Genomic DNA, 22189 nt, shown 5'->3' on the forward strand with positions numbered 1-22189 from the left:
CAGCTGGTCGACGGCCGACCACGCCGCCATCCACCAGTGGACCGACCACAACGGCACCAACCAGCAGTTCCGGCTGGCCGACTCCGACGGCGGCTACGTGCGCCTGGTCAACCGCAACAGCAACAAGGTCGTCGAGGTGCAGGGCGCGTCCACCGCCGACGGCGCGGCCGTGGTGCAGTACAGCGACTGGGGCGGCGGCAACCAGCAGTGGCAACTCGTCCGGGTCGACGGGGGCAACGGCACGTGCGCGTTGCCGTCGACATACCGCTGGACGTCGACCGGCCCGCTGGCGAACCCGAAGTCGGGATGGGTGTCGCTCAAGGACTTCAGCGCCGTCGTCCACAATGGCAGGAAGCTCGTCTACGGCACGTCGCACGACACCGGCGACAGCTGGGGAGGCATGAGCTTCAGCCCCTTCACGAACTGGTCCGACATGGCCGGCGCCACCCAGCACACGTTGCCCTTCGCCGCCGTCGCGCCGACGCTGTTCTACTTCGCCCCGAAGAACATCTGGGTGATCGCCTACCAGTGGGGTTGGCCGGACACCTTCTCCTACCGCACCTCGAGCGACCCCACCAACCCCAACGGCTGGTCCGCGCAGCAGCAGCTGTTCACGGGCACCCTCCCCGCCGGGGCACCTCTCGACCAGACCCTCATCGCCGACGACACGAACATGTACATGTTCTTCGCCGACGACCTCGGCGGCATCTACCGCGCCAGCATGCCCATCGGGAACTTCCCGGGCAGCTTCGGTTCGTCGTTCACGAAGATCATGAGCGACACGCCGGAGAACCTGTTCGAAGCGGTCGAGGTCTACAAGGTCCAGGGTCAGAACCAGTACCTCATGATCGTCGAGGCGCAGGGTTCGAACGGGCGCTTCTTCCGCTCGTTCACCGCCACCAGCCTGGGCGGCACGTGGACCCCGCAGGCCGACACCCAGAGCAACCCCTTCGCCGGCAAGGCCAACAGCGGCGCCACGTGGACCAACGACATCAGCCACGGCGACCTGATCCGCACCAACCCCGACCAGACCAAGACCATCGATCCCTGCAACCTGCAGTTGCTCTACCAGGGGCGTGACCCCCGCTCCGACGGCATGGACTACGGCCAACTGCCGTACCGACCGGGCGTGCTGACCCTGCAACGCTGACGGTGGAACTGGAGCGGGCGGGCTCGGCGCACAAGCCGAGCCCGCCCGCGCAGTCGTGCGGGTCAGGCCCGTGGCAGCGTGAAGATCAGACCTGCGCTCATGGTCGAGCGGATGCCCTGCACGTCCACGGTGACGACCTTCGCCCGGTGCTGTCTGTCAGGGGTCAGCCCGGTCAGCGTGACCTGCTCATCGGTGACGAGGCCGGTGTTCCCTCCGTCCAGGTACACCTCGTAGCCCTTGGTGGGGTTCCACCAGGGATAGCCTTCCCAGGCCAGCGTCACGGACGTCGGGGTCGTCGAGACCACCCGCAGCCAGCTCGGGCGCGGCGGCCGCTCGAAGTGTGCCCACTGCGACATCACGGTGCCCAGCAGGTCGTTCTGCGCCGGGTCGTGCGAGCAGGACGCGGTGACCGTGCCGAGAGGCGTGCCGTCGGCGCGTTCCGGGCGCAGGGTCAACGCCAGGTCGTCCACGCGCAGGTCGTAGCTGCCCGGTGTGCTCAGCCGCTGCACCGGGAAGGCGCCCGCGGCCCGCACCGCCGTCCTCTCGGTGGTCGTCAACCACGTGGGCGCGAGGGTGAACGGGGCCTGGGTGGTCCGCGTCCCGTCCGGGCCGATGATCCTCGCGTTGAGCGTCGCGGTGCTGTCGCCGTCCAGGCGCACCCCGCCGGCGAAGGTCAAGGCCGGGCGCAGCTCGCGCAGGTCCAGGTCCACGTCGATGTGGGCGTAGTCGTCGCTGGCGACGGTGTTCAGGCCCGCGCCTTCGTCCGGCAGGCCGCCGACGACCCACACGGTCACCTGGGCGCTCGGCCCGAGGGAGGTCGTGCAGGTGTAGTCCATGCGCACCGCGGTCGTCTGCGCCGACGCCGGACCGGCGGCCCCCGTCAGCGCCCCGGCGGCCACCACGGCCGACACCAGGGACAAGGCGGTGACGCGGAATGGGTTCGATTTATTGCGCAACTTTGTGACCTCTCCGTATTCGCTCGCCCACGGACAGTGTTCCGCAAAACAACGTCGGTGCCTGTGGACCATTCAGTCGCAGTGAGGTGGACGAGCCGCGGTCGGCGGGTCTCCGCCCGGGACGAACGCGTGACCGTCAGGCGGGAGGCGTCGCCCTGCCTGCCAGCTCGACCAGGTCGGCGAGGAACTCCGCGGCCGGCACCGGCTTGCCGTCCTTGCCCACCGGCGAAGGGGCCAGCGGCACCAGCAGGTCGGTCACCGGGGAGTGCAGCCACAGGGCCATCACGTAGAGGGCGGGGATGCGCAGCAGGCGCAGCTCGAAGCCGGCCGCCGTGAGTTGGGGGAGCTTCCGGACGATCTTCACGGCTTTGTCGGTTTCGGCGACGAACGGCCCTTCGGTGAACTGCGAGACCTCCTGGTCCCCGTCCGCGGTCGGGCTGGTCTCGGCGCTGGCGATGGGTTGTCCGCCGTCCTCTACGAGGTAGCGCCAGCCCATCGGCCGTGCCCGGTCGAGGCCGGCGCCGGCGGTGATGTCGTCAAGCCCCATCGTGAAGACCTGGTGGGGTGTGGACAGGTCGAGGCGGTCCTTGCGTGCTCCGCGCAGTGCCTTGGTGGAGAAGTGGGCGCCGTCGGCGAACGCGTGCAGTTTCGTCCGGACCTTGTCGGGGAGGCCGGCCGGCGGGTCGGGCAGGTGCAGTGGCATGCGAGCTCCTTCAGCCCTGGGGCCTGGTCTTGTAGCTGACGTTCCAGAGTCCGTTGTCGGGGTAGCGGTTGCGGAAGTTGTCGTAGGTCATGTCGGAGTCGCCGGACCACGGGTCGCTCACGCTGACCCACTCGACTCCGTCTCGCAGTGAACGTCCGCGCAGTGCCACGATGTGGCCGCCCACGATGGTGCCGTTGCCGTCTCTCCAGGCGATGTTCACCACGACCGGCGCGGGCTTCGCCAGCTCGGTGGCGAGTTGCATGCTGGTCAGGGCGTTGTTGAGGCGCTCGCCGAAGTGCCCGACCTTGTCCAGCGGCCCGTCCGGCCACCGGCCCCAGTTGCAGGGCGACTCCCGGCCCGCGTCGACGACGCAGTCGTTGCGCGCGAACTCGGCGTTGGCCAGCAGACCCTGGGTCCAGGCCGCGTTCCGGTTGTAGAACTTGGCGACGCTGACCGACGCCGCGTTCCAGCACCACCAGGTTTGCTCCTGGTGCTGCATGTCGAAGTCGACGCTCTGGTCGGCCAGGTCGAGGACGAACTTCTCGTGAATGCCGCCGTTGGCGTCGAACTGGCAGTTGACCGTCCCGCTCCCGCCGTTGGCGTTGGAGGTCAGGCCGGCGCCGTTCAGGCGCAGGTAGACCTTCGGGAAGGCGGCGGATTCGAAGGAGAACGACCCGTCGGCCTGGGCGACGGCCCTGAACTTCTCGTAGGGGCCGAGGGTGCCGGCGCCGAACTGGCAGTTGACCTTGCCGCCGCCGTCGGTGAGGTTGGCGGTGACGCCGGAGCCGTCCATGCGCAGGTAGACCTTGGGGAAGGCAGCGGACTCGAAGGCGTAGGACCCGTCGGCCTGGGGACGGACCTTGAACTTCTCGAAGGCGGCGGCGCCGAACTGGCAGTTGACCTTGCCGCCGCCGGCGCCGGTGGTGGCGGTGACGCCGGTGCCGTCCATGCGCAGGTACACGTTCGAGAAAGCCGTTGATCTGATGCTGATCGGTATTTCTCCGAGTGTTGCGAGGTTGGCCGCGGTTAATGGCATAACGCTCTCCCCGTCTTCCGTCGGGCGCGACTCGGACGCCGGATGACCCGGCCCGATGCGTGATTTACCGGACGGTAACAGGTTTCTGCCCACGTTGCGCGATTGTCCGCCCTAATGCGGACTTCGGGTTTTTCCGGAAATGGTGTGACCGACCCCATGACGTGCCATGATCGTCGTGGTAGGGCGGATGTACGGGTGTGCGCGGAATGGTGGATCGATGTCCGGCCGGCTGCGCGGGAGCGGTCGGTGTGGAATAGGCGCATCGTGACTGGACGCGCAGAAACCCAGCCCGGACGGGTGGTCGGTGAAACGAATCGGCTGCCCGCTCCGATGCACCTGCCGTACGACTGAATGGAGGTGCGGTCCGGGTGACTGATCCGAAAACCGCCTCGGCCGCGATCTCGGACACCCCCACCGCCGACGACAAGCTCGGCTTCGAGCGGTTCGCGGAGCCGTTGGCCGCGAACATCGCGGCGATCGAGCGCAGGCGGACCCCGTGGACCGTCGGTGTCTACGGGGAGTGGGGCAGCGGGAAGACCAGCTTCCTCAAGATGGTGGAGAAGGCGCTCAAGCAGTCGGGGATCAAGCCGATCTGGTTCGACGCGTGGAAGTACGTCCACGACGACAAGCTGTGGGCCGCGCTGATCCAGACCGTCTTCGAAGGCGCGAAGCAGGCCATCCCGCGCCGGCGGCGCTGGTGGATGCTGCTGAGGGTCTGGGGCAAGTCGCTGAACCTGCGGACGGGCTTGTGGGAAGTGGCGCGCAAGTTGTTCGTCCTGCTGTTCCGGATCGCGATGCTGGTCCTGCTGGTGCTGGCGGCGGTCAGCCTGGTGCCCGTCGCCGGCAACCCGGTCAACAGCTCCCTGGCGGCCCTCTTCGGTGGCGGCTGGCTGTCCACCGCCTGGCAGTTTCCGGGCACGAAGGCACTGGTGGGTGTCGGAGCACTGCTCGGGATGAAGCCCGACGCGCTGCTGAAGCTGTTCGACATCAAACTGGGCGCCGACTTCACCAAGTTCCGCCGCAGCCGCTCGCACCGCGAGCAGTCGTCCGTGCTGGAGGACTTCAACACCGAGTTCCGCCACCTGCTCGAAGTGGCCTACCGCGACAAGCCGCTGGTGGTCGTGATCGACGACCTCGACCGCTGCCTGCCGGAGCACACGCTCCAGATCATCGAGACCCTCAAGCTGTTCCTGGACGAACCCGGTTGCGTGTTCCTGCTGGCGGTCGACCGGGAGGTCGTCGAGCAGGCCATCGCGGTGAAGTACAAGGACCTGTCCGACGCCGACACCCGCCGCCGCCTCGGCGAGACGTACTTCGACAAGGTCGTGCAGCTGCCCTACTCCCTGCCGCCCGCCGCCGAGAGCGCGGTCGAGGAGTTCGTCCGCAGCCTGTCCGCCGACCCGGACGTGCACGCCTGCGTGCCGATCCTGCGAGGCACGCCGCCGTACAACCCGAGGCGGATCAAGCGGAGCGTGCAGGCGTTCTCGCTGCTGAAGGATCTGGCGGGGCCGGCCCTGGTGCCCGCGGTGCTGGCCAAGCTGGTGATCATCCAGGCCCAGTTCGTGCAGGTGTACCGGGCGGCGGTGGACGACCCGGCGCTCTTGGGCAGGCTGGAACGCGCCTACCGCGACCCGGAGGCGACGGACGAGACGGACATCGTGTTCGTGGAGCAGGTGAAGCAGTTCTCGCAGCGCTACCCGGCGTTGCGGACGATGATGTGCCACGAGGTCACGGAGGACGACTCGTTCGAGGGCGTCTCCCTCGACCGGTACCTGTCCTTCGTGGACGCGGTGACGGTGGTCGAGCAGGTCACAGCGGGGGTGACCGAGGACGGCCCCGACCGGGTCCTGGTCAGCTGCGTCCGGTCGGACGCCAGGTGGGGCGAGTGGGTGCGGGAGCTGCTCGCCGGGCGCGGGTTCGAGGTGTCGGTGACCGATCCCCGGGTGCCCGGACCGGACCGGGACATGGCGTCGTTCGACCACGTGGTCGGCATCCTCAGCGCGAGATCCGCCGGATCGGTGGGGCACCAGCGGGTGCTGGCCGCCGCCATCGCGGCCAGGACGAGGGTCGTGGTGGTGCGCGTCGAACGCTGTGACGTCCCGGAGGTGCTGGAGTCCCAGGTGCTGGTCGACCTGGTGGGGCTCGACGACGCCGCCGCGGGTGAGGTGCTCGTGCGCGGGTTCAGGAAACCGGTCGACGTGTCGTCGGCGGCCTCCGGCGATGGGTTGATCGTGGCCGGTGAACGAGGGGTAGTGGTTGGAACGGTCGTCGGGGGTGTCAACATCCACTACCCCGGCAGCGGCGCCGTGCTCGACAACGTTCCGCTCGCGCCGATCCACCTGGTGTCGCGTCCCGATGTCGAGCAGCGCATCTCGGCGTGCTTCGCCCCGTCCGGGGAGGTCAGGCGACCCACGATGTGCGTGCTCTTCGGCTTGGGCGGCAGCGGCAAGACGACGAGCGCGCTGAGCTACGCGCACAGCCGCGCCGCCGAGTACCGGATCACCTGGTGGGTGCGGGCGGAACAGGCGCGGAACGACCTCGCGGAGCTGGCGACGGCGTTGGGCGTGCCCGCCACCGGGTTGTTCCACGAACTCGCCTCACGCAGCGGGTGGTTGCTCGTCTACGACGATGCCGACCGGCTGGACGACGTGCTCGACCTCCTGCCCCGGACGGGCAACGGCCACGTGCTGATCACCTCCCGGAACCGGGCGTGGGACGAGTACGCGACGATCGTCGAGGTGGGGCCGCTGCGTGACGAGGAAGGCGTCGAACTGCTGACCGCGATCTCCGGTTCGGAGGACCTGCCGGCGTCGGAGGCACTCGCCGCGCGGCTGGGCAACCTTCCCCTCGCGCTCTCGACGGCCGGCGCCTACCTCCGCCGCTCGGGTCTGGATCCCGGCGACTACCTCACCCGCTTGAACGACCTCAGCTCCACACCGCCGCAGGAGACGGTGATGCGGACGTTCCAACGGTCGTTCGACCTCCTGCGCGAGGCCAACCCCCAGGCGGAGGAGGTCCTCCAGGTCCTCGTGCTCCTCACCGCCGCGTCGATACCGAGGGACTTGGCCGAACGCCTCGTCCCGGGTGGCCGGACCGTGCTCGACCAGGCGATCGCGACGTTGCACCAGTACGGTTTCGTGAGCCTCCCCCCAGGGGGGATCGTGATCCACCCCATCGTGTCGCAGGCCGTCCACGACGGCCTGACCGCGGAACGCGAACGGGAACTCGTCACGGATGCGTTGAACCGCTTGGGCGAGTTGTCCGCGGACGCGCTCGAACGGTTCAAGCCCCACGTGGTAGATCTGATCGGCCACGCCCGCGCGAAGAAGATCGCCCCGGCGGAGACCGCCGCGCTTGAAGGCATGCTCCGCTGATCACCGGTGGTCACGCTCGGCCGACGTGCGGTCGGCGCGTGAACCACCACAATCCGAGGAGCGCAGTGCCTGAGATCGACGGTTACACGGCCCCCGGTTTCGAGCCGGTCGCCGAGGCGTTCGCGGCGAACTTCGCCGAGGGCGCCGAGGTGGGCGCCGCGGTCGGCGTGTACCTGCACGGCCGTCCGGTCGTCGACCTGTGGGGCGGGCTCGCCGACCCGGGCACCGGCCGGCCCTGGGAACGCGACACCACGCAGATCGTCTACTCCACCACCAAAGCCGCCACCGCGGTGTGCGCCCTGTTACTCGTCCAGCGCGGCGAACTGGACCTGGACGCACCGGTCGCGCGCTACTGGCCGGAGTTCGCCGCGGCAGGCAAGCAGGACATCCCGGTCCGCTGGCTGCTGACCCACCAGGCGGGGCTGGTGGCGCTGGACCGGCCGGTCGCCCGCGCCGACGCCCTGGCCTGGCACCCGATGGCCGAAGCGCTCGCCGCGCAACGTCCCCAGTGGAGGCCGGGAACCCGGCACGGCTACCACGCGCTCACGTTCGGCTGGCTCGTCGGCGAGGTCGTCCGCCGCGTCTCCGGCCGAAGCCTCGGCGCCTTCTTCCGCGACGAGATCGCCCAGCCACTCGGCCTGGACTTCCACATCGGACTGCCCAACGCCGAACAGCACCGCGTCAGCCGGCTCGTCCAGCCCGAGCTCGACCTCGACGCGGCCGCGTTCGACCTCGACCGACTGCCCGAACCGATCCGCGCCATCGCCGCCGCACTGGCGGACCCCACCTCGCTGACCCGACGTGCCTACACCTGCGTCGAGCCGCCGTTCGACCACAACGACCCCGACGAACAGGCCGCCGAGATCCCCGCCACCAACGGCATCTGCACGGCGCGGTCGCTCGCACGCCTCTACGCCGCCCTGATCGGCGAGGTCGACGGCCACCGCGTCCTCACCCCCGCCACCCTCGCCGCGGCCACCACCGAGCACACCTCAGGCCCCGACCTCGTCACGCTCCAGCCGTTCCACGTCGGCCTCGGGTTCGGCCTGCCCACCCCCGCGACCGCCTGGCACTCGCCGACCGCGTTCGGGTTCACCGGCCTCGGCGGCTCCCTCGGCTACGCCGACCCCGCGACCGGCATCGCCTTCGGCTACGTCATGAACAACATCCGCAACACCCCGGCCGCCGACCAACCGGCCGCCAACCTCGTCACCGCCCTGCGCGGCCTCGCCTGACCTCGGCACACATCACTTCGGCTCACTCCACTTCGGCGACCGTGCCGCTGAGCTGCAGGTTCGCCCAGCCTGAACGCTTTCGCCGCCCGTTGGCAAAGACAGGGTGCAAGGGCGAAGCGAAACCGAGGAGCTTCATGTCGTCAGACGCGGAACTGATCGGCAGATCACTGCGCGGAGACACCGATGCCTTCGTGGAAGTGATCAGCCGTCACGAGACGGCGATCGGGAACTACCTCGCACGCAGAGTGGGACGTCAGGCCGCCGAGGACGTGCTCGGCGACGTGTGGGTGGCGGCCTACGAGTCCCGGGCGACCTACGACCGTTCGTACCCCGAAGCCAGGCCCTGGCTGTACGGAGTCGCGCTGAACAGGTTGCGGCGGCACTGGCGGTCGGAACCGGCCGAGGAGCCGGCGTCGGACCTGACCCGCGTGGCGAGCGACTGGGATCCCTGGCCGGCGGTCGATGTCCGCGTGGACACGCAGGCGCTGCTGAGCAGGGCTCTGGCCCGGCTCAAACCCGAGGAACGGGAAGTGCTGGGCCTGGTCGCCTGGGAGGACCTGACCGTCGCGGAGGCCGGGCGGGTGCTCGGGCTCCCGGCAGGCACGGCTCGCCGCCTGTTGCACCAGGCGCGCAAGGCGTTGCGAGAAGCCCCGGAAGTGGCCGCGCTGCTGCAAGTCCCGACGAAGTGAGAAGACGACACATGGATGAAATGGACCTGATGAAGAAGCTGAGTGATGTGCCATCCCCGAGTCCTGAGGCCTACGACCGTGCTCGCACGGCACTGAAGACAGCGATGGTGGAGCCCGTGGACAACGTCGTGCGGTCGAAGCGCCGGTTCTCCTGGCCCAGGGCGGGTGTCGCCGCTGTGGGCGCGGCGGCCGTCGCCGCGGCCGTGGTGATGGGCATGACGGACGGCAACGTCCCGACCGGCCCCTCCACCGAGGCGGCCGCGCCGGTGGTCGAGTCACCGCTCGTGGAACTGGCCTCCCAGGTCAAGGCCGCCGCCGCGCTGCCGGGTGACTCGTCACTGGTCATCGGCACGAAGACCCTGCCGGACAACGCGCCGTACGTCTACTACACCGTCTACACCGACCGTGGCCAGGTCTTCAAGGGCGACTCGGCGAAGACCCTGGCGGCCTCGGTGACCAAGAACGACGACCAGGCTGCGCCGTTCGACGCGAAGGTGATGGCGGCGGCCCGCGAAGCCGCGAACGGCGACGTGGAGAAGGCCAGGGTCGCGATGATCACCGCCGCCAACAACGCCCTGGGAGTCGGCCTGAGCCCCGCCGACGCGGAGAAGGCCTGGGCGGACGCCCAAGCGGAGGTCGCGGCGCTCGGCAAGGAGCTTCCCGACCCCAACCCGCGGCCGACGGGCAAGGACCTGGAGAACCGCATCAACAACCACCTGTGGAGCAACACCACGTACGCGCTGTTCGTCGGTGCCGCCAACGCGGAGGTCCGCGCGGGTGTGCTGAAGCTGCTCGCGACCATCAACGAGGTGACCGTCGGCGAAACCGACCTCGACGGCCAGCGCGCGCTGACCATCACCGCGAGCCCTGAAATCCTGGGCGGCGACGCTTCGGCGGTGCTCACCCTCAACGCCGACAACGGCCTCCCCCTCCGCGACGAGGTCTTCCCGGCCGAGAACTCGCCGCAACCGTCGAAGTACATGGTGGTGCACTACCAGTCGTCCCGCGTGACCCTCGCCGACGTGGCGGCGGGCAAGATCTGACCTCCCGCTGAATCGCTTCTGGGAGGGCCGGCATCGTGCCGGCCCTCCCAGAAGCGGTTCAGTGGGAGGCGCGCGACCGTCCCACTAGAGTCGGCTTCGCCCTTCACGCCGACCCGCAACGGGAGCGCACCGTGGAAAGCCCGTTCGACGTCGAAGAGATCTTTCCCGACGTCGCCGATTCCGTGCGGCTGCCGCGGCGGCAGAGCGGCAGCTCGCCCCAAGGCTTGGCGGTGACCCTGATCGCCGACTACACCCTGAGTTCCCGCGCGTGGCTGCCGACCGCGTCGATCGTGGCCCTGCTGGGCGAGTTCGGCGTGACCGCCGGCGCGGCGAGGACCGCCATCAGCAGGCTGGCCCGCCGAGGCGTGCTGGAGGGCAGCAGACGGGGCAGGCACAGCTCCTACCGCCTGACCGGGCCCGCCGCGGGCGACCTGTCGTCCGGCGGCATCTCCATCGCGGGCTTCGCCGCCGGACCCGACTCCTGGGACGGGTCGTGGACGGCCTTCGTCTTCACCATGCCGAAGGAGGAGAAGAGCCGGCGGAGCTCCCTGCGGGCACAACTGCGATGGCGGGGCTACGCGCCGCTCTACGACGGGGTCTGGGTGTCACCGCACCCGATGAAGGAACACGACCACGCCGAACTCGTCGCGGCCACACCCGGCGCCACCACCGCGTTCCGCGCGCGGCACCTGCGGTTCGCCTCGGGCACGACCCGCGACCCGATCGAAGCCTGGGACATCACGGCCATCGCCGCCGAGTACGAGACGTTCGTCCGACGCTGGACCCCACTGCTGCCCCGCATCCGCGCCGACGACATCACCGGCGCAGCCGCCGTCCGCGCCCGCACCGAGGTGATGGACACCTACCGCCGCTTCCCCGCCCTGGATCCCCTCCTCCCCCTCGAACTGCTGCCTCCCGACTGGCCACGCACCCGCGCACGGGAAACCTTCGTCGCCGTGTACGACGGCCTGGCCGAACCAGCCCAGGACCACGTCCGAGCCGTCGCCGCCCACGTCGACGACGAACCACGCCCCGACATCCGCACCCACACCGTCGCCGAAATGGCCGTCGGCGTCATCGGCTCCTCCACCAAGGCCACGACCAATCGCGCATCAGGGTGACCCTCTCCCCTGAAAGAAATAAATGCGTTGCGGCAGTCGATGCGGTGATGCATGCTTGAGGCACACCACGAGACGAGGAGCCGAAGTCATGACGAGCATGCGGAAGCGAGGGTCGCAGCGCTTGAGTCAGCATCCCGCGATCGTCGTCGAGTGCCCGTCCTTCGATCGGCACCACCCCGTCTCGATCCGGCGTGCAATGCCGCTGAACGGCGCGGACTCCCCGCCCTGACCTGGAATCGGGTCATGTGGACAGGGAGCCGCCCATCGGGAAACCGATCCGGGCGGCTTCTTCGTTTGCTGCGCCGGCAATCATTTTCCTGGTGACGCTTGGGAAGCAGAAAAACGCCACCCATTCGTTGCCCGAGGTTCCGTCACTGCTGAATGCTGCCCATTCCGATGGGTTCGGCGTGTTCGTTGACAACTCCACAGCGGAGCAGACATTGATTCATGCGCCGCGCCCTCTGGTCGTCACTCGACCGGAGGCGGCGCGGGGGAACAGCCGACCGGGGACAACCCGGGCGTGCCGATCCTCCTGGTTACCGAGCCCCTGTAGCTCAGTCGGACAGAGCGCCGCGCTACGAACGCGGAGGTCCCAGGTTCGACTCCTGGCAGGGGCACGCGCCGGCGTCCGCAAGACGTCGGCGTCGAGATGCTCACGTGGCCCAGCGGCTAGGGCACCGCATTGTCGATGCGGCGATTCGCGGGTTCGAGTCCCGTCGTGAGCGCGACCCCGTCGGAGACAGCCGTCGACGGGGCAACGGATGCGCGGGGCACGGCGACCCCACCTGATTTGGGATCAGGACGCACCGCGTTCGACTCGCGGGCATCCGACAAGGCACCGGAGCGCGACGGTACGCCTGCCTCTTCAGCTCGACAGGCCGAGCACCCGCCTCGTAAGCGGGAGGACCGGGTTCGAGTCCTGGCAGGGGAGCCGCCGCCTGATCAGGTGGTGGTGACGTCCCGTAGCTCAGCAGGCAGAGCATCCGCCCGACGTGCGGAGGGTCCCAGGTTCGACTCCTGGCGGGACGACTGTGACCGAAGCCGAAGTAGACGAGGCGCCAGATTGTGATTCTGGTCGAAGCCGGTGCGAGTCCGGTCGGTCACCCCAACCACGCCCCGTGCCGGAGAGCCCTCGGCACCGCTGGTCCACGCGCGTGACCCGGCGGTCACCCGGAGCTCATATCTCCGGGGTGCCTGGTTCGACACCAGGACGCGCGACCGGATCGACGCCCTAGTGACCTGGGGCGCGATCGTCCCGACCCACGTCACGACGGTCGTGAGGCGGCCTGCAAAGCCGTCGATTCCGGGTTCGACTCCCGGGTGGGTCTCGTTGTGTCCGTCTGCTCCGCTGTGGGGAAGGCGCGTTGCCCGGGAACTTCCGTTCGGATTCATCTCGACTTGAGGCAACCCCGCCGCATCCGGGGCGCGTTCCTGCTGTTGTAGAGGCACAACACAGGAGGTCACCGGGGTGAAACGGTCCGAGGAGAGCGCGTACCGCGAGTACGTGACGGCTCGGATGGAGATGATGCGGCGCACCGCGTACCTCCTGTGTCGGGACTGGCACACCGCGGACGACGTCGTGTCGATCACCATCGGCAAGCTGTACCGGCACTGGCCGAGGGTCGGTGCGACGGCCGGCATCGACGCGTACGTCCGCAAGGCGCTGCTGCGCACCTGGCTGGACGAGAAGCGCAGGCCGTGGCGCCGAGAAGAGGCCGTCGAGGAGCTGCCCGAGCTGCCGACGGCGGCCGAGTTCGCCGTGGTCGACCGGGCCCAGCTGCTCGACCTGCTCGACGGCCTGCCGCCCAAGCGCAGGGCCGCCGTCGTGCTGCGCCTCTACTGCGATCTCTCGGTGGAAGAGACCGCCGAGATCCTCGGCTGCTCCGTGGGCACCGTGAAGAGCCAGACCGCGCGGGGGCTCGACACGTTGCGCGCCAGGGCAGCGCAGTCCGACTAGCGAGAGGTGCGTGATGGACAAGCAACTGTTCGACGATGCGATCGGGGAGGTGCCGCCGTCCACGGTCGACGTGGACGCGGTCATCGTCCGCGGCCGCCGCGCGGCCCGGCTTCGCCGCGTGACGCACCCGACGGTCGCGGCCGGGGTGGCCGTGGTGCTGCTGACCGGTGTGGTCGCGTACTCGATGACACCGGCCGACGACCGTGACGTGACCGTCGGCACGGCACCACCGAGCTCGAGGCCGTCGACGGCGCACCCGTCCGGCCCTGATCCGGCGGACACGGTCACCTCGATCCCGACCCCGGTGCTGCCACCGCGGTGCGAAGAGGGCGACCTGGACACCGTCGCCGAGGCCGCCGTGCGCCTCACCCAGGCCGCCACGAACGCCGTGCGGGAACAACGTCCGGACGTGCAGCTCGTGGCGAACGCGACGTTCCCGGCGGGCACGCCCCGAGGGCCGTTGGAGTTCTACCAGACGGTCGAGCCGGCGTACCCCGACGTGTCCGTCTGCGACGTCCGGGCCACCCTCCACGCTTGGGCGACGGCCCGTACACCACTCGGGGACGGCAACATCGGGTTCGAGACCTCGCCCGCCTTCTTCCCCACGCTGAACCCGCCGTGCAAGGCGAAGGACACGCCCGATCGGATCGACTGCGCGGAGCTCACCGGGCCCCACGGGGAGAAGATCCTCACCGAGGCGTTCGAGTACGAGAGGGGAACCCGCAAGCACCAGGTGCGGATCATCCGTGCGGACGGCACCTCGCTGCGGATCCACTCGGAGAACGTCGCCACGACAGGCGGCAGTGACGGACCGACCACGCCCGCGCCTCCGTTCACCGTCGAACAGCTCATCGCCATCGGCGCCGACCCGGCACTGACGCTGTTCCCGTAGGTCAGCGGACGAGGAAGCGCCACCCGAACCGGCCCGGACGAACACATCCGGATCCAGCCGGTTCGGGTGGCCGCCACCGCCCAGCCCTCGACCCGCAACGGGCAGACCGGTTGTCAGCCCTGCTTGGTGTTGCGCTTCCGGCTCACGAACGCGAGTGCCGCCCCTACCCCGAGGACGAGGACGCCGAGGAGCACCACCCACGGCAGACCGGACGACACACCGGTGTCGGCCAGCGAACCCGTGTTCGTGCCGGCCGGAGACGTCGTGGTCGGCGGCGGTGTCGTGGTCGGCGCCGGTGTCGTCGTCGTGGTCGGCTGTGGCTGTGGGATGTGCACGCCGGCGTCGATCGTGTGATCGACCTCTCCGGGATTCGCCGGCGCCGTGACGGGCGCGAACCCGTTGCACAGCTGCCCGGTGGTCGGCGGGACCACGTTGGAGTCGTGCACCCGGTCGCTGCCGGTCAGCCCCAGCGTGAACCGCAGGTCGGTGGCGGGCGGCTGGCTCGGCACCTTGCCGGTGTCCGCGGTGCAGACGTTGAACTGCACCGTGTACTCCGCGCCCGGCGTGAGTTCGTAGGCGGCGCCGACACCGCCGAAGTAGTACTCGCCCGCCGCATCGGTCTTGGTCGTGGCGACCTGCTTGCCGGTGGAGTCCAGCAGGTTGATCGTCGCGCCCGGCAGCCGCACGTCCGCCGGGTCCTGGACGCCGTTGCGGTCGCCGTCGAACCACACCAGGTTGCCGATCTGGATCGGCGCGTTCGCCGCCTGGTACGCGATGGCCCCGAGCCCACCGGCCTTGCCGAACCCGTGGCTCGGGTTTCGACCGACGAACTCGTACGCGTTGGCCGGAGGGTTGTTACCAGGCCCTTCACCGGTCGTGATGTCGTAGTAGCCGGTCCCGGCGGTGGCGACGTTGACCGTCGGGTCCATCTGCGTGCTGATGACCCATCGCTGCCGCGGGATGTAGGCGACCGACCCCAGCGCGGCTTCCTGGTGCGCCGCGGGGCGCCGGAAGAAGTCGCCCGGGAAGTACTCGACCACGTCGCCGTCCTGGCCGCCGCTGGTGTCGTTGTTCGCGTGGTCGGGGCAGTTCCCGGTGCCTTCCCACGAGTAGCCACCGGCAGGGTTGACGCAGGCCATGTTGATGTCGCCACCGGCGAAGCCGCGTTCCGTGGTGTTCCTGCCCGGACGCGGGTCCAGCGCGTCCCAGCCCACGACGTCCATGAACCGGTCGCGGAAGCCGAGGATCATCGACCCGTCACGCCCGAAAGCCAGGCTGGCCAGTTGCGGCTGCGGATCGATCATCGTGCCGCCACCGCCCACCGAGTGGTCGTCCCAGGTCGCCAGGGCGCTGTCCCACGGGTTCCAGCGGTCGGTCTGGCCGGGAGCGGATCGGCCGCTGAGGACCTCGCCGCGCTTGAAGCCGAGCGGCTGGGTCAGCACCGCGGTGAACTGCGTGCCGTCGTAGGCGTAGACGACAGCCTTCAGGTCCGCACGGTTCTGCGTGCTCTCCGCGCTGCACACGCCACCCACGTACAGCGTGCTGTCGTGCGCGGCAACGGAGAACGGCCGCCAGTCGGTGGGCGCCGCGCAGCCCGGGTCCGGGACCGGCACCGAGGCCGCGGGCGAGGCGGTGGCCCCGGTGGCGTCGAAGCTGACCAGGGTTCGGGTCAACAGGTTCAGCGCGTACAGCGTGGAGCCGTCCTCCGACAGGGCCAGGCCGCCGATGCTCTCCTTGCCGGGCGCGTTGGTGAACCCGCCGTCCTTGATGATGTCGGCGGTGTCGTGGGGTGTCACCGCGGCGCCCGGCACCTTCGCGAACAACGTCGGTGCGCCGCCGCCGTCGACCGGAACGGTGTAGATCGCGTCCCCACCCTCCGGCCCGTACAGGGCGTGCCGCCTGGCGAACGCGCCCTGGAACAGCCGGCGCCGGTCCTTGTCGTAGGCCAACCCGAACGTCGTGCCCACCTGGGCCTGGGTGGCCAGCGTCGTCGGGCACCCGACATCCTCGGGACACGTGCCGCGGGTGTTCACCCCGAACGCCACCAGTGCCCGGGGGTCCGTCCCGTCACCACCGTTCTGGACCGGCACGAAGTACCGCGTGTCGGGCAACGTGTAGTGGGCGGGGTTCCAGACCCCGGTGATCACCGAGTCGTCCTTGCCGCCCGACACGTCCACGAACGTGGTGAAGCTGTCGAAGTGGTTGTCCGCCGTCGAGGCCGGCGCCGCCCGCAGGTAGTCGCTGTAGGGCTCGGGCACCGTGACGTCGACGCGGTAGTGGCCGCCGGTCAGCGCGGTCGACGGCGGCACCACGACCTTCCCGGTGGCATCCGTGGTGCCGGTGACGTGGCCGCCTTGTCGGTCGGAGACGTCGACGTGCATGCCTTGCTGCGGCACGTCCATCGTCGTGTTGATCACCCCCGTGCCGAAGAAGTCCCGCAACACCTGCACGGTCAGCGTGCCGTCCGTCGGCGACGCGGCAGCCGTCCCGGCGGTCGCTCCCGTGATGGCGCTGCTCGCCAGCAGCAGGCCGGCCAGCCCCAACCGCGCCGGCCCACCGCCCCTGCGCGTCCGGGTTCCCCGACGCAGGGTGATCCCCTTGTGTAAGTCGCTTTGCACGGTCACAGCCAACCAGAACGACGTCTCCCCCATGCCATACGTTCGGGTGAATCACCGTGATGAGTCAGCGCACTGTTAGTGTCCCGCCGCGTGCGGAGCATGCGAGTCCGGCAACGCCTTCCGCGGCGCGGGTGGTCACGGCCGCGCCGGATGGTGGCGGTGATCGGCACCCTGGCTGTCACGGCGGCCGCGGTGGCCGCGTTCCTGATCATCGCTCCCGGTTCGGAACCCACCGGTCCACGCGCGTTGACCTCGGACGAGGTGAACCGGCTGGCGATCGCGCGGTTCCGCAACCACGAGGCGGGAGGCCGCGCGGTGACGATCACCGTGCCGACCACCGCCGGCGGCCTGGTCATCACCGGAGCCATCGACTACCGGGCGAAGCTCGGTTACGGGGTGGTGCGCGGCGCCGGTCGCGACACGTCCAGCGACGGGCTGATCCAGTGGAACGCCACCACCGTGTTCGTCCACCCGATGGCGAACGCCCCGACGGAGGCACCGGCGTCGCCGCCCGGATCCGATTGGCATCGGCGTCCGCTCCAAACGTCCGGCAGTTCGCTGGACAGTTCGCTGCTCATCGCGCTCAACCTCGGGAGCGACCGACCGGACAACGCCGAACTGCTGCCGCAGAACGGCGCCGCCTGGGTCGGTCGGGACCAGGTGGGCGGACACCAAGTGGACGTCATGTCCGGGCCGAGCGCTCGCGCCAAGCCCGGCACCGCGGGGAACGTGCGCTACTGGGTCGACTCCGACGGCACCATGCACCGGGTTCAGGCCGACGTGGCGTCCGAGCCGCAGCCGGTAGTCATCGACTTCGACACCCGCGAGTACGTTCCGGTCCAGCCGGCGCCCGGAGTCACCTCGACGGGGTAACCCTCGTTCAGGAGGTCCGCACCAGCGCGCCATCGGCCAGCAGCGACGCCGACGGCAGCGGGATCTTCGCGATGTCCGGCAGCGCGGGAACGGCCGGCACAGCGGTGGCTCCCGTGGTGGTGGCGTTCGGGAACTGCGGCTGCGGGGCAGGTGCGGCCACGTCGGTGAACGGGATTCCGCGAGGTGGTTCCGGTGCCGCCCACGTGCCGGACGGCGACTGGTCGGCGACCGGGCAGGACGCGGTCGTCGCGAGCTGAGCGGGCGCCGTCGTCGCGAGATCGTTGCCGCGCAAGCAGTTGCCCCGTCCTCGGGTCGCGGTGGGGAACGTCCAGCCGACGTCGACGCCGTTGCCGGTGAAGGTGTTGTCCACGACCTGGTTGCCGTTCGGCGGGATGTCGGCGGTCGCGGTGATCACCAGCCCGGCGTTGGCGTTGCCGTCGATCCGGTTGCGGATGACCTGGTTGTCGCTGCCGCCGTCGATGCCGACACCGATGCCCCACCCGCCGTCGGCCTGCTCGGGGGTCGAGTCGCGCTGGTTGGCCGCGATCAGGTTGCCGACGACGTGGCCGCCCTCCTGCGGGAGCAGCTTCTCCTGGTGGTCGGAGCTGGTGGTGAGCCCGACCCGGTTGCCGACGAAGCGGTTGCCGACCACGTAGATGTCCCCGCTGGCGTTGGTGCCTTCGTAGCCGACCGCGTTGAGCTCGGCGATGTTGTCCCGCACCACGATGCGACAGGGCTTGCACTGTCCGACGTAGATCCCCGAGTCGGCCGAACCCGACGCGTACGAGTGCTCGATGACACCGTCCTGGGCGGAGAACGCGTAGATGCCGTACAGCCCGTTGCGGGTGGCCGTCACATGGGAGACCAGGAACGACTTCAGGAAGGTGACCGGCTCGTCGCCGGTGTCGTAGCCGCCGTCACCGGGAGTTCCGGCGGCCGCCCTCGCCGAACCGGTGACCAGGACCCCGTTCTGCGTGTTGTTCTTCACCGTCAGGTTCTCCACGGCCACCCCGGGCGCGGTGACGACGATGCCGTTGGGCTGCCGCAACCGCCCGTCGACGACGACCCCGTCCCGGGACTCGCCGCGAACGGTGACCTGGGCCTTGTCGACCTTGACCGACTCGTGGTAGACGCCCGACGCGACCAGGACGAGGTCACCGGGCTGGGCGAGGGACACCGCGGCGGAGATCGTCGGGGCGTCGGCGGGCACCCGGATCGTCACCTGCGTGCCGGCCGGTCGGCTGCCCCTGCCCGATCCGTCATCGCCAGTGCCGCAACCGGCCATTACTAATGCCGCCACGATCACGGCAAGACCGAAACGAAGCATGAACCCCAGTCTGGCACGACCACCGGATTCGCCTGCCGCAGGGCGAATCTGGCACTCTCCACGCCGTGCGCCGAGCCGACCACCACCCGTCACGCCGCGCGTTTCTCGGTGCCGGCGCCACCGCCCTGGCCGCCGGCCTCACCGCGGGGTGCGAACCGGGTTCCACCCAGCCGGGGCGCGATGGCACCGAGGCGACCACGCCGGTGTCACCAACGGGTCCTCATCAGGCCGGGATCACGCTCCCCCACGAAGCCCAGCCCAACCTGCTGGTCGTGGTGGGCGACGTCGATGACGGTGCGGCTGTCGGCCCGCTGCTGGCCGAACTCGGCGAGGCCATCCGCACGCTCACCGCGGGGACCGACACGCGGCTGCTCGGCCTGCCGCCGGGCGATCTCACCGTGACGATCGGGGTCGGGCCCCGACTGGTGCGCATGGTCGATCCTTCTTTGCCCGGCACCACGGACCTCCCGCAGTTCTCCCGCGAGCAGATCGACCCGCGAGCCCGCGGCGGCGACCTGCTGATGCAGCTCTGCGCCGGCGACGCGGTCGTCCTGTCGGTCGTCGCCGCGGCGCTGCTGAACCAGGCCGGCGACCGGGTGCGCGAACGCTGGCGGCAGTCCGGACGCCGCGGTCCGGCCACTCCGGTGAACCCGGGCCTCACCGCGCCGCGAAACGTGCTCGGTTTCATCGACGGCATCGTGGGCCCGCACACGACCGCCCAACAGGAGCGAGACCTCTGGCTGACCGGACCGACTCCGGTCACCGGCGGCACCATCGCCGTGCTCCGACGCATGGAACTCGACCTGCCACGGTTCGCCGCACTGCCCGCAGCCGCCCAGGAGGCGGTCTTCGGTCGACGCCGCGACACCGGCACGCCCCTCTCCGGTGGCACCATCGCCTCCGACCCGGACCTCGGCGCCAAGACGCCGGACGGGCGCTATCTCATCCCGGCGGACGCACACCTCCGTCGAGCGCACTCCGCCGTGGTCGGCGTGGGCCTCATGCTGCGCCGCTCCTACGGCATCGACGACCCCGCACCCGGCCTGCTCTTCATCAGCTTCCAGAACGACATCCGGACGTTCACCAACACCCTCACCCGCATGGACAACGGCGACGCACTGCTGCCGTTCACCACCACCACTGCCAGCGCGAACTTCCTGGTACTCCCCGGTTTCGACGAACAACGCCCGCTCGGCGCCACGCTCTTCGGCTAGCGCACGCCCGTGCGTCGGTTCAGCTTTGCTGGACGTGCCCGAGCAGGAGCGGCTGGTTCAGAGCCAGTCTGCTTCGACTCCGCGGGCACGCAGCGTCTCCAGCGCCTCCTCGTTGCCCGTGTAGAACAGCGTCATCGACTTCAGGTTGGGAAAGTGCCGCAGGTCGGCGAACTCGTCGACGTCGAACAGCCCGTCCTCGCCGTCCCAGTTCGGCGCGATCTCGAGGTAGATCTCGTTGCCGCCGTCCATCTCGATCTCCGTGATCTTCTCCGCAAGCTCGACGGGGACCTCGAGCGCCTCGAAGTAGGCCAGCGCCTCAGGCACCGCCTCGACGCTCCCGCCGTCGAAGGTGAAGCCCTGCTCGGCGGCGTACTCGCGCAGGTCGAACCTCGGCAAGAGGTCCTGGTTGTACATCAGCTCTTGGACGACGGCGAGCTTGAAGTTGACGTCGGCGAACGGAATCGGCTGGCTCATACCCGAACCGTATAAGGCGGCGATGACCCATCACGCTCGGAGTCGGCGCGGCGAGTCCCCATGCCGAGGTTGACAGCTGCGGCTAATGCCATTAGCTTCTGAGCTATCACCATTAGCCGTGAGGGGATGGACATGACGGAGTTCCTGGAGCTCGACGGCGGCCGGCTCGCCTACGACGTGATCGGCGACGGGCCGCTGATCGTGCTGGCCCACGGCATGGGCGACAACCGGGCCGCCTACCGCGAGGTGGCCGTCCGACTGGCCGACGCCGGGTACCGAGTCGCCGGCGTCGACCAGCGCGGGCACGGCGAGTCCAGCACCGGTTGGGCCTCCTACAGCCGCACCGACTCGGCGGCCGACCTGCTCGCCGTGGTCCGGCACCTGGGCGGTCCGGCGGTGCTCGTTGGCCACTCGTTCACCGGCGGCTCCGTCACGATCGCGGCCGCGCAGGAGCCCGAGTCGGTCAGCGCCATCGTGCAGATCAGCCCGTTCACCCGCGCGCAGAAGGTGGACTTCGGCGGTCTGCTGTCCAATCCCCGCTACCGCAAGGGAATGGCCCTGCTCATGGGCGCCGGAGTGTTCCGCAGCGTCGGGCTGTGGAAGCGCTACCTCGACCACGCCTACCCCGGCGCCAAACCGGCGGTCTTCGCCGAGCACGTCGCCGCGCTCGACGCGGACCTCCGCAGGCCCGGCCGGATGGCGGTAGTGGCCAACATGGGCATGTCCGCGCCCACCGACGCGGGCGCCCGGCTCGGCGACATCCGCTGCCCCGCGCTGGTCATCGAGGGCTCGCTGGACCCCGACTGGACCGATGCCCGCGCCGAGGGCGAGGGCATCGTGGCGGCCATGCCACCCGGGCTGGGCCGGGTCGAGGTGATCGAGGGTGCGGGCCACTACCCGCACGTGCAGTTCCCGGCCGAGGTCACGGCGGCGGTCCTGGCGTTCCTCGGGGCGGGCACCCGTGGCTAGGGCGGCGCTGTCCGCGGACGCGGTGGTCGACGTCGCGCTGCGCCTGGTCGACGAAGAGGGCCCAGCCGCGCTGACGTTGGCGGCAGTTGCCTCCCGCGCGGGAGTGGCCACGCCGTCGCTCTACAAGCACGTCCGCAACCTGGCCGAGCTGCGCGCGCTCATGTCGGTGCAGATCATGGACGACCTGGCCGAGCGGATCGGCGGTGCGGTGCTCGGCCGATCCGCCGACGAGGCGATCCGCGCGCTCATGACGACCTGGCGCGAGTACGTGGTGGAGCACCCGCACCGCTACTCCGCGCTCGTCCAGACACCCGAGCCGATGGTGGCGCGCGCCGGGCAGCGGCTGGTCGACATCATGCTGGCCGCCCTGCGCGCGTACGGCATGGAGGAGTCCGAGGCCATCCACGCGACCCGCTGCCTGCGCGCGGCGATGCACGGTTTCGCGGTGCTGCAAGCGGAGAACGCGTTCCAACTGCCCGAAAAGCTGGACGAGACCTACGACCTGCTGATCCACATGGTGGTCACCGGGCTCCGAACACCCCTCCACCGCACGTGAAC

Annotated in this window: 18 protein-coding genes and 6 tRNA genes; 18 read left to right on the forward strand and 6 right to left on the reverse strand. The window is 69.9% G+C overall.

Annotation, left to right across the window (positions count from 1 at the left end; translation table 11 throughout):
* Positions 1-1150: non-reducing end alpha-L-arabinofuranosidase family hydrolase (locus tag ADK67_RS33960; protein ID WP_053720655.1), on the forward strand; the 1150-nt coding region annotated here is incomplete at its 5' end.
* A 62-nt stretch (positions 1151-1212) separates the two neighbouring features.
* Here ADK67_RS33960 and ADK67_RS33965 read toward each other — a convergent pair.
* The 3 genes from ADK67_RS33965 to ADK67_RS48365 all read right to left on the reverse strand — a co-directional run bounded on the left by ADK67_RS33965 (position 1213) and on the right by ADK67_RS48365 (position 3758).
* Positions 1213-2106, reverse strand: coding sequence for a fibronectin type III domain-containing protein (locus ADK67_RS33965; RefSeq protein ID WP_157621087.1), 894 nt, complete (start codon positions 2104-2106; stop codon positions 1213-1215).
* Between the two features lie 136 nt (positions 2107-2242).
* Complete coding sequence (locus ADK67_RS33970) at positions 2243-2809, reverse strand: hypothetical protein (protein WP_053720657.1); 567 nt, start codon at positions 2807-2809, stop codon at positions 2243-2245.
* Positions 2810-2819: 10 nt separating this feature from the next.
* On the reverse strand, positions 2820-3758 hold the full coding sequence (locus ADK67_RS48365) for a fascin domain-containing protein (protein ID WP_197289749.1): 939 nt from the start codon (positions 3756-3758) through the stop codon (positions 2820-2822).
* Positions 3759-4213: 455 nt separating this feature from the next.
* On the opposite strand from ADK67_RS48365, the gene ADK67_RS33980 reads away from it, so the two are divergent.
* From ADK67_RS33980 to ADK67_RS34030, 13 genes are all read left to right on the forward strand, one after another.
* The gene (locus ADK67_RS33980; protein WP_053720658.1) at positions 4214-7219 is read left to right on the forward strand and encodes a P-loop NTPase fold protein; all 3006 of its coding nucleotides are present in this window, start codon (positions 4214-4216) and stop codon (positions 7217-7219) included.
* 65 nt (positions 7220-7284) lie between these two features.
* Positions 7285-8454: a serine hydrolase domain-containing protein gene (locus ADK67_RS33985; protein ID WP_053720659.1), complete on the forward strand. Its 1170-nt coding sequence runs from the start codon at positions 7285-7287 to the stop codon at positions 8452-8454.
* 134 nt (positions 8455-8588) lie between these two features.
* Positions 8589-9143: an RNA polymerase sigma factor gene (locus ADK67_RS33990; protein ID WP_053720660.1), complete on the forward strand. Its 555-nt coding sequence runs from the start codon at positions 8589-8591 to the stop codon at positions 9141-9143.
* Positions 9144-9259: 116 nt separating this feature from the next.
* Positions 9260-10186 carry a hypothetical protein gene (locus tag ADK67_RS33995; RefSeq protein WP_231648477.1) on the forward strand — a complete coding sequence of 309 codons (927 nt, stop codon included), beginning with the start codon at positions 9260-9262 and terminating at the stop codon, positions 10184-10186.
* 131 nt (positions 10187-10317) lie between these two features.
* Positions 10318-11307, forward strand: coding sequence for a PaaX family transcriptional regulator (locus ADK67_RS34000; protein WP_053720662.1), 990 nt, complete (start codon positions 10318-10320; stop codon positions 11305-11307).
* Between the two features lie 543 nt (positions 11308-11850).
* A tRNA-Arg gene (locus tag ADK67_RS34005) sits at positions 11851-11924 on the forward strand.
* A gap of 34 nt (positions 11925-11958) precedes the next feature.
* Positions 11959-12032, forward strand: a tRNA-Asp gene (locus tag ADK67_RS34010).
* Between the two features lie 140 nt (positions 12033-12172).
* Positions 12173-12238 (forward strand) — tRNA-Thr (locus tag ADK67_RS34015).
* Positions 12239-12263: 25 nt separating this feature from the next.
* A tRNA-Val gene (locus tag ADK67_RS34020) sits at positions 12264-12336 on the forward strand.
* A 2-nt stretch (positions 12337-12338) separates the two neighbouring features.
* Positions 12339-12415: transfer RNA gene (locus ADK67_RS51525), tRNA-His, on the forward strand.
* Positions 12416-12564: 149 nt separating this feature from the next.
* A tRNA-Cys gene (locus ADK67_RS51530) sits at positions 12565-12635 on the forward strand.
* 140 nt (positions 12636-12775) lie between these two features.
* Complete coding sequence (locus ADK67_RS34025) at positions 12776-13264, forward strand: SigE family RNA polymerase sigma factor (RefSeq protein ID WP_063797822.1); 489 nt, start codon at positions 12776-12778, stop codon at positions 13262-13264.
* Positions 13265-13277: 13 nt separating this feature from the next.
* Positions 13278-14156, forward strand: coding sequence for a hypothetical protein (locus ADK67_RS34030; protein WP_053720663.1), 879 nt, complete (start codon positions 13278-13280; stop codon positions 14154-14156).
* A 113-nt stretch (positions 14157-14269) separates the two neighbouring features.
* Here ADK67_RS34030 and ADK67_RS34035 read toward each other — a convergent pair whose 3' ends face one another.
* The gene (locus tag ADK67_RS34035; RefSeq protein ID WP_231648478.1) at positions 14270-16774 is read right to left on the reverse strand and encodes an SdrD B-like domain-containing protein; all 2505 of its coding nucleotides are present in this window, start codon (positions 16772-16774) and stop codon (positions 14270-14272) included.
* A gap of 159 nt (positions 16775-16933) precedes the next feature.
* Between ADK67_RS34035 and ADK67_RS34040 the strand changes: the two genes are divergently transcribed.
* Positions 16934-17647, forward strand: coding sequence for a hypothetical protein (locus tag ADK67_RS34040; protein WP_231648479.1), 714 nt, complete (start codon positions 16934-16936; stop codon positions 17645-17647).
* A gap of 7 nt (positions 17648-17654) precedes the next feature.
* Here ADK67_RS34040 and ADK67_RS34045 read toward each other — a convergent pair whose 3' ends face one another.
* On the reverse strand, positions 17655-18857 hold the full coding sequence (locus tag ADK67_RS34045) for a right-handed parallel beta-helix repeat-containing protein (RefSeq protein WP_053720686.1): 1203 nt from the start codon (positions 18855-18857) through the stop codon (positions 17655-17657).
* Between the two features lie 182 nt (positions 18858-19039).
* Between ADK67_RS34045 and ADK67_RS34050 the strand changes: the two genes are divergently transcribed.
* Positions 19040-20188, forward strand: coding sequence for a Dyp-type peroxidase (locus tag ADK67_RS34050; RefSeq protein WP_053720665.1), 1149 nt, complete (start codon positions 19040-19042; stop codon positions 20186-20188).
* A 57-nt stretch (positions 20189-20245) separates the two neighbouring features.
* Here ADK67_RS34050 and ADK67_RS34055 read toward each other — a convergent pair whose 3' ends face one another.
* Positions 20246-20662 carry a DUF6892 domain-containing protein gene (locus ADK67_RS34055; protein WP_053720666.1) on the reverse strand — a complete coding sequence of 139 codons (417 nt, stop codon included), beginning with the start codon at positions 20660-20662 and terminating at the stop codon, positions 20246-20248.
* A 132-nt stretch (positions 20663-20794) separates the two neighbouring features.
* Here ADK67_RS34055 and ADK67_RS34060 point away from each other — a divergent pair, with 132 nt between their 5' ends.
* Together ADK67_RS34060 and ADK67_RS34065 are read left to right on the forward strand one after the other, a co-directional pair.
* Complete coding sequence (locus ADK67_RS34060) at positions 20795-21631, forward strand: alpha/beta fold hydrolase (RefSeq protein ID WP_053720687.1); 837 nt, start codon at positions 20795-20797, stop codon at positions 21629-21631.
* Positions 21624-22187 carry a TetR/AcrR family transcriptional regulator gene (locus tag ADK67_RS34065; protein WP_053720667.1) on the forward strand — a complete coding sequence of 188 codons (564 nt, stop codon included), beginning with the start codon at positions 21624-21626 and terminating at the stop codon, positions 22185-22187. The genes ADK67_RS34060 and ADK67_RS34065 overlap by 8 nt, the downstream gene beginning before the upstream one ends.
* Positions 22188-22189 lie beyond the last annotated feature (2 nt).

It is taken from the genome of Saccharothrix sp. NRRL B-16348 (assembly GCF_001280085.1).
In the GTDB taxonomy this organism is placed as follows: domain Bacteria; phylum Actinomycetota; class Actinomycetes; order Mycobacteriales; family Pseudonocardiaceae; genus Actinosynnema.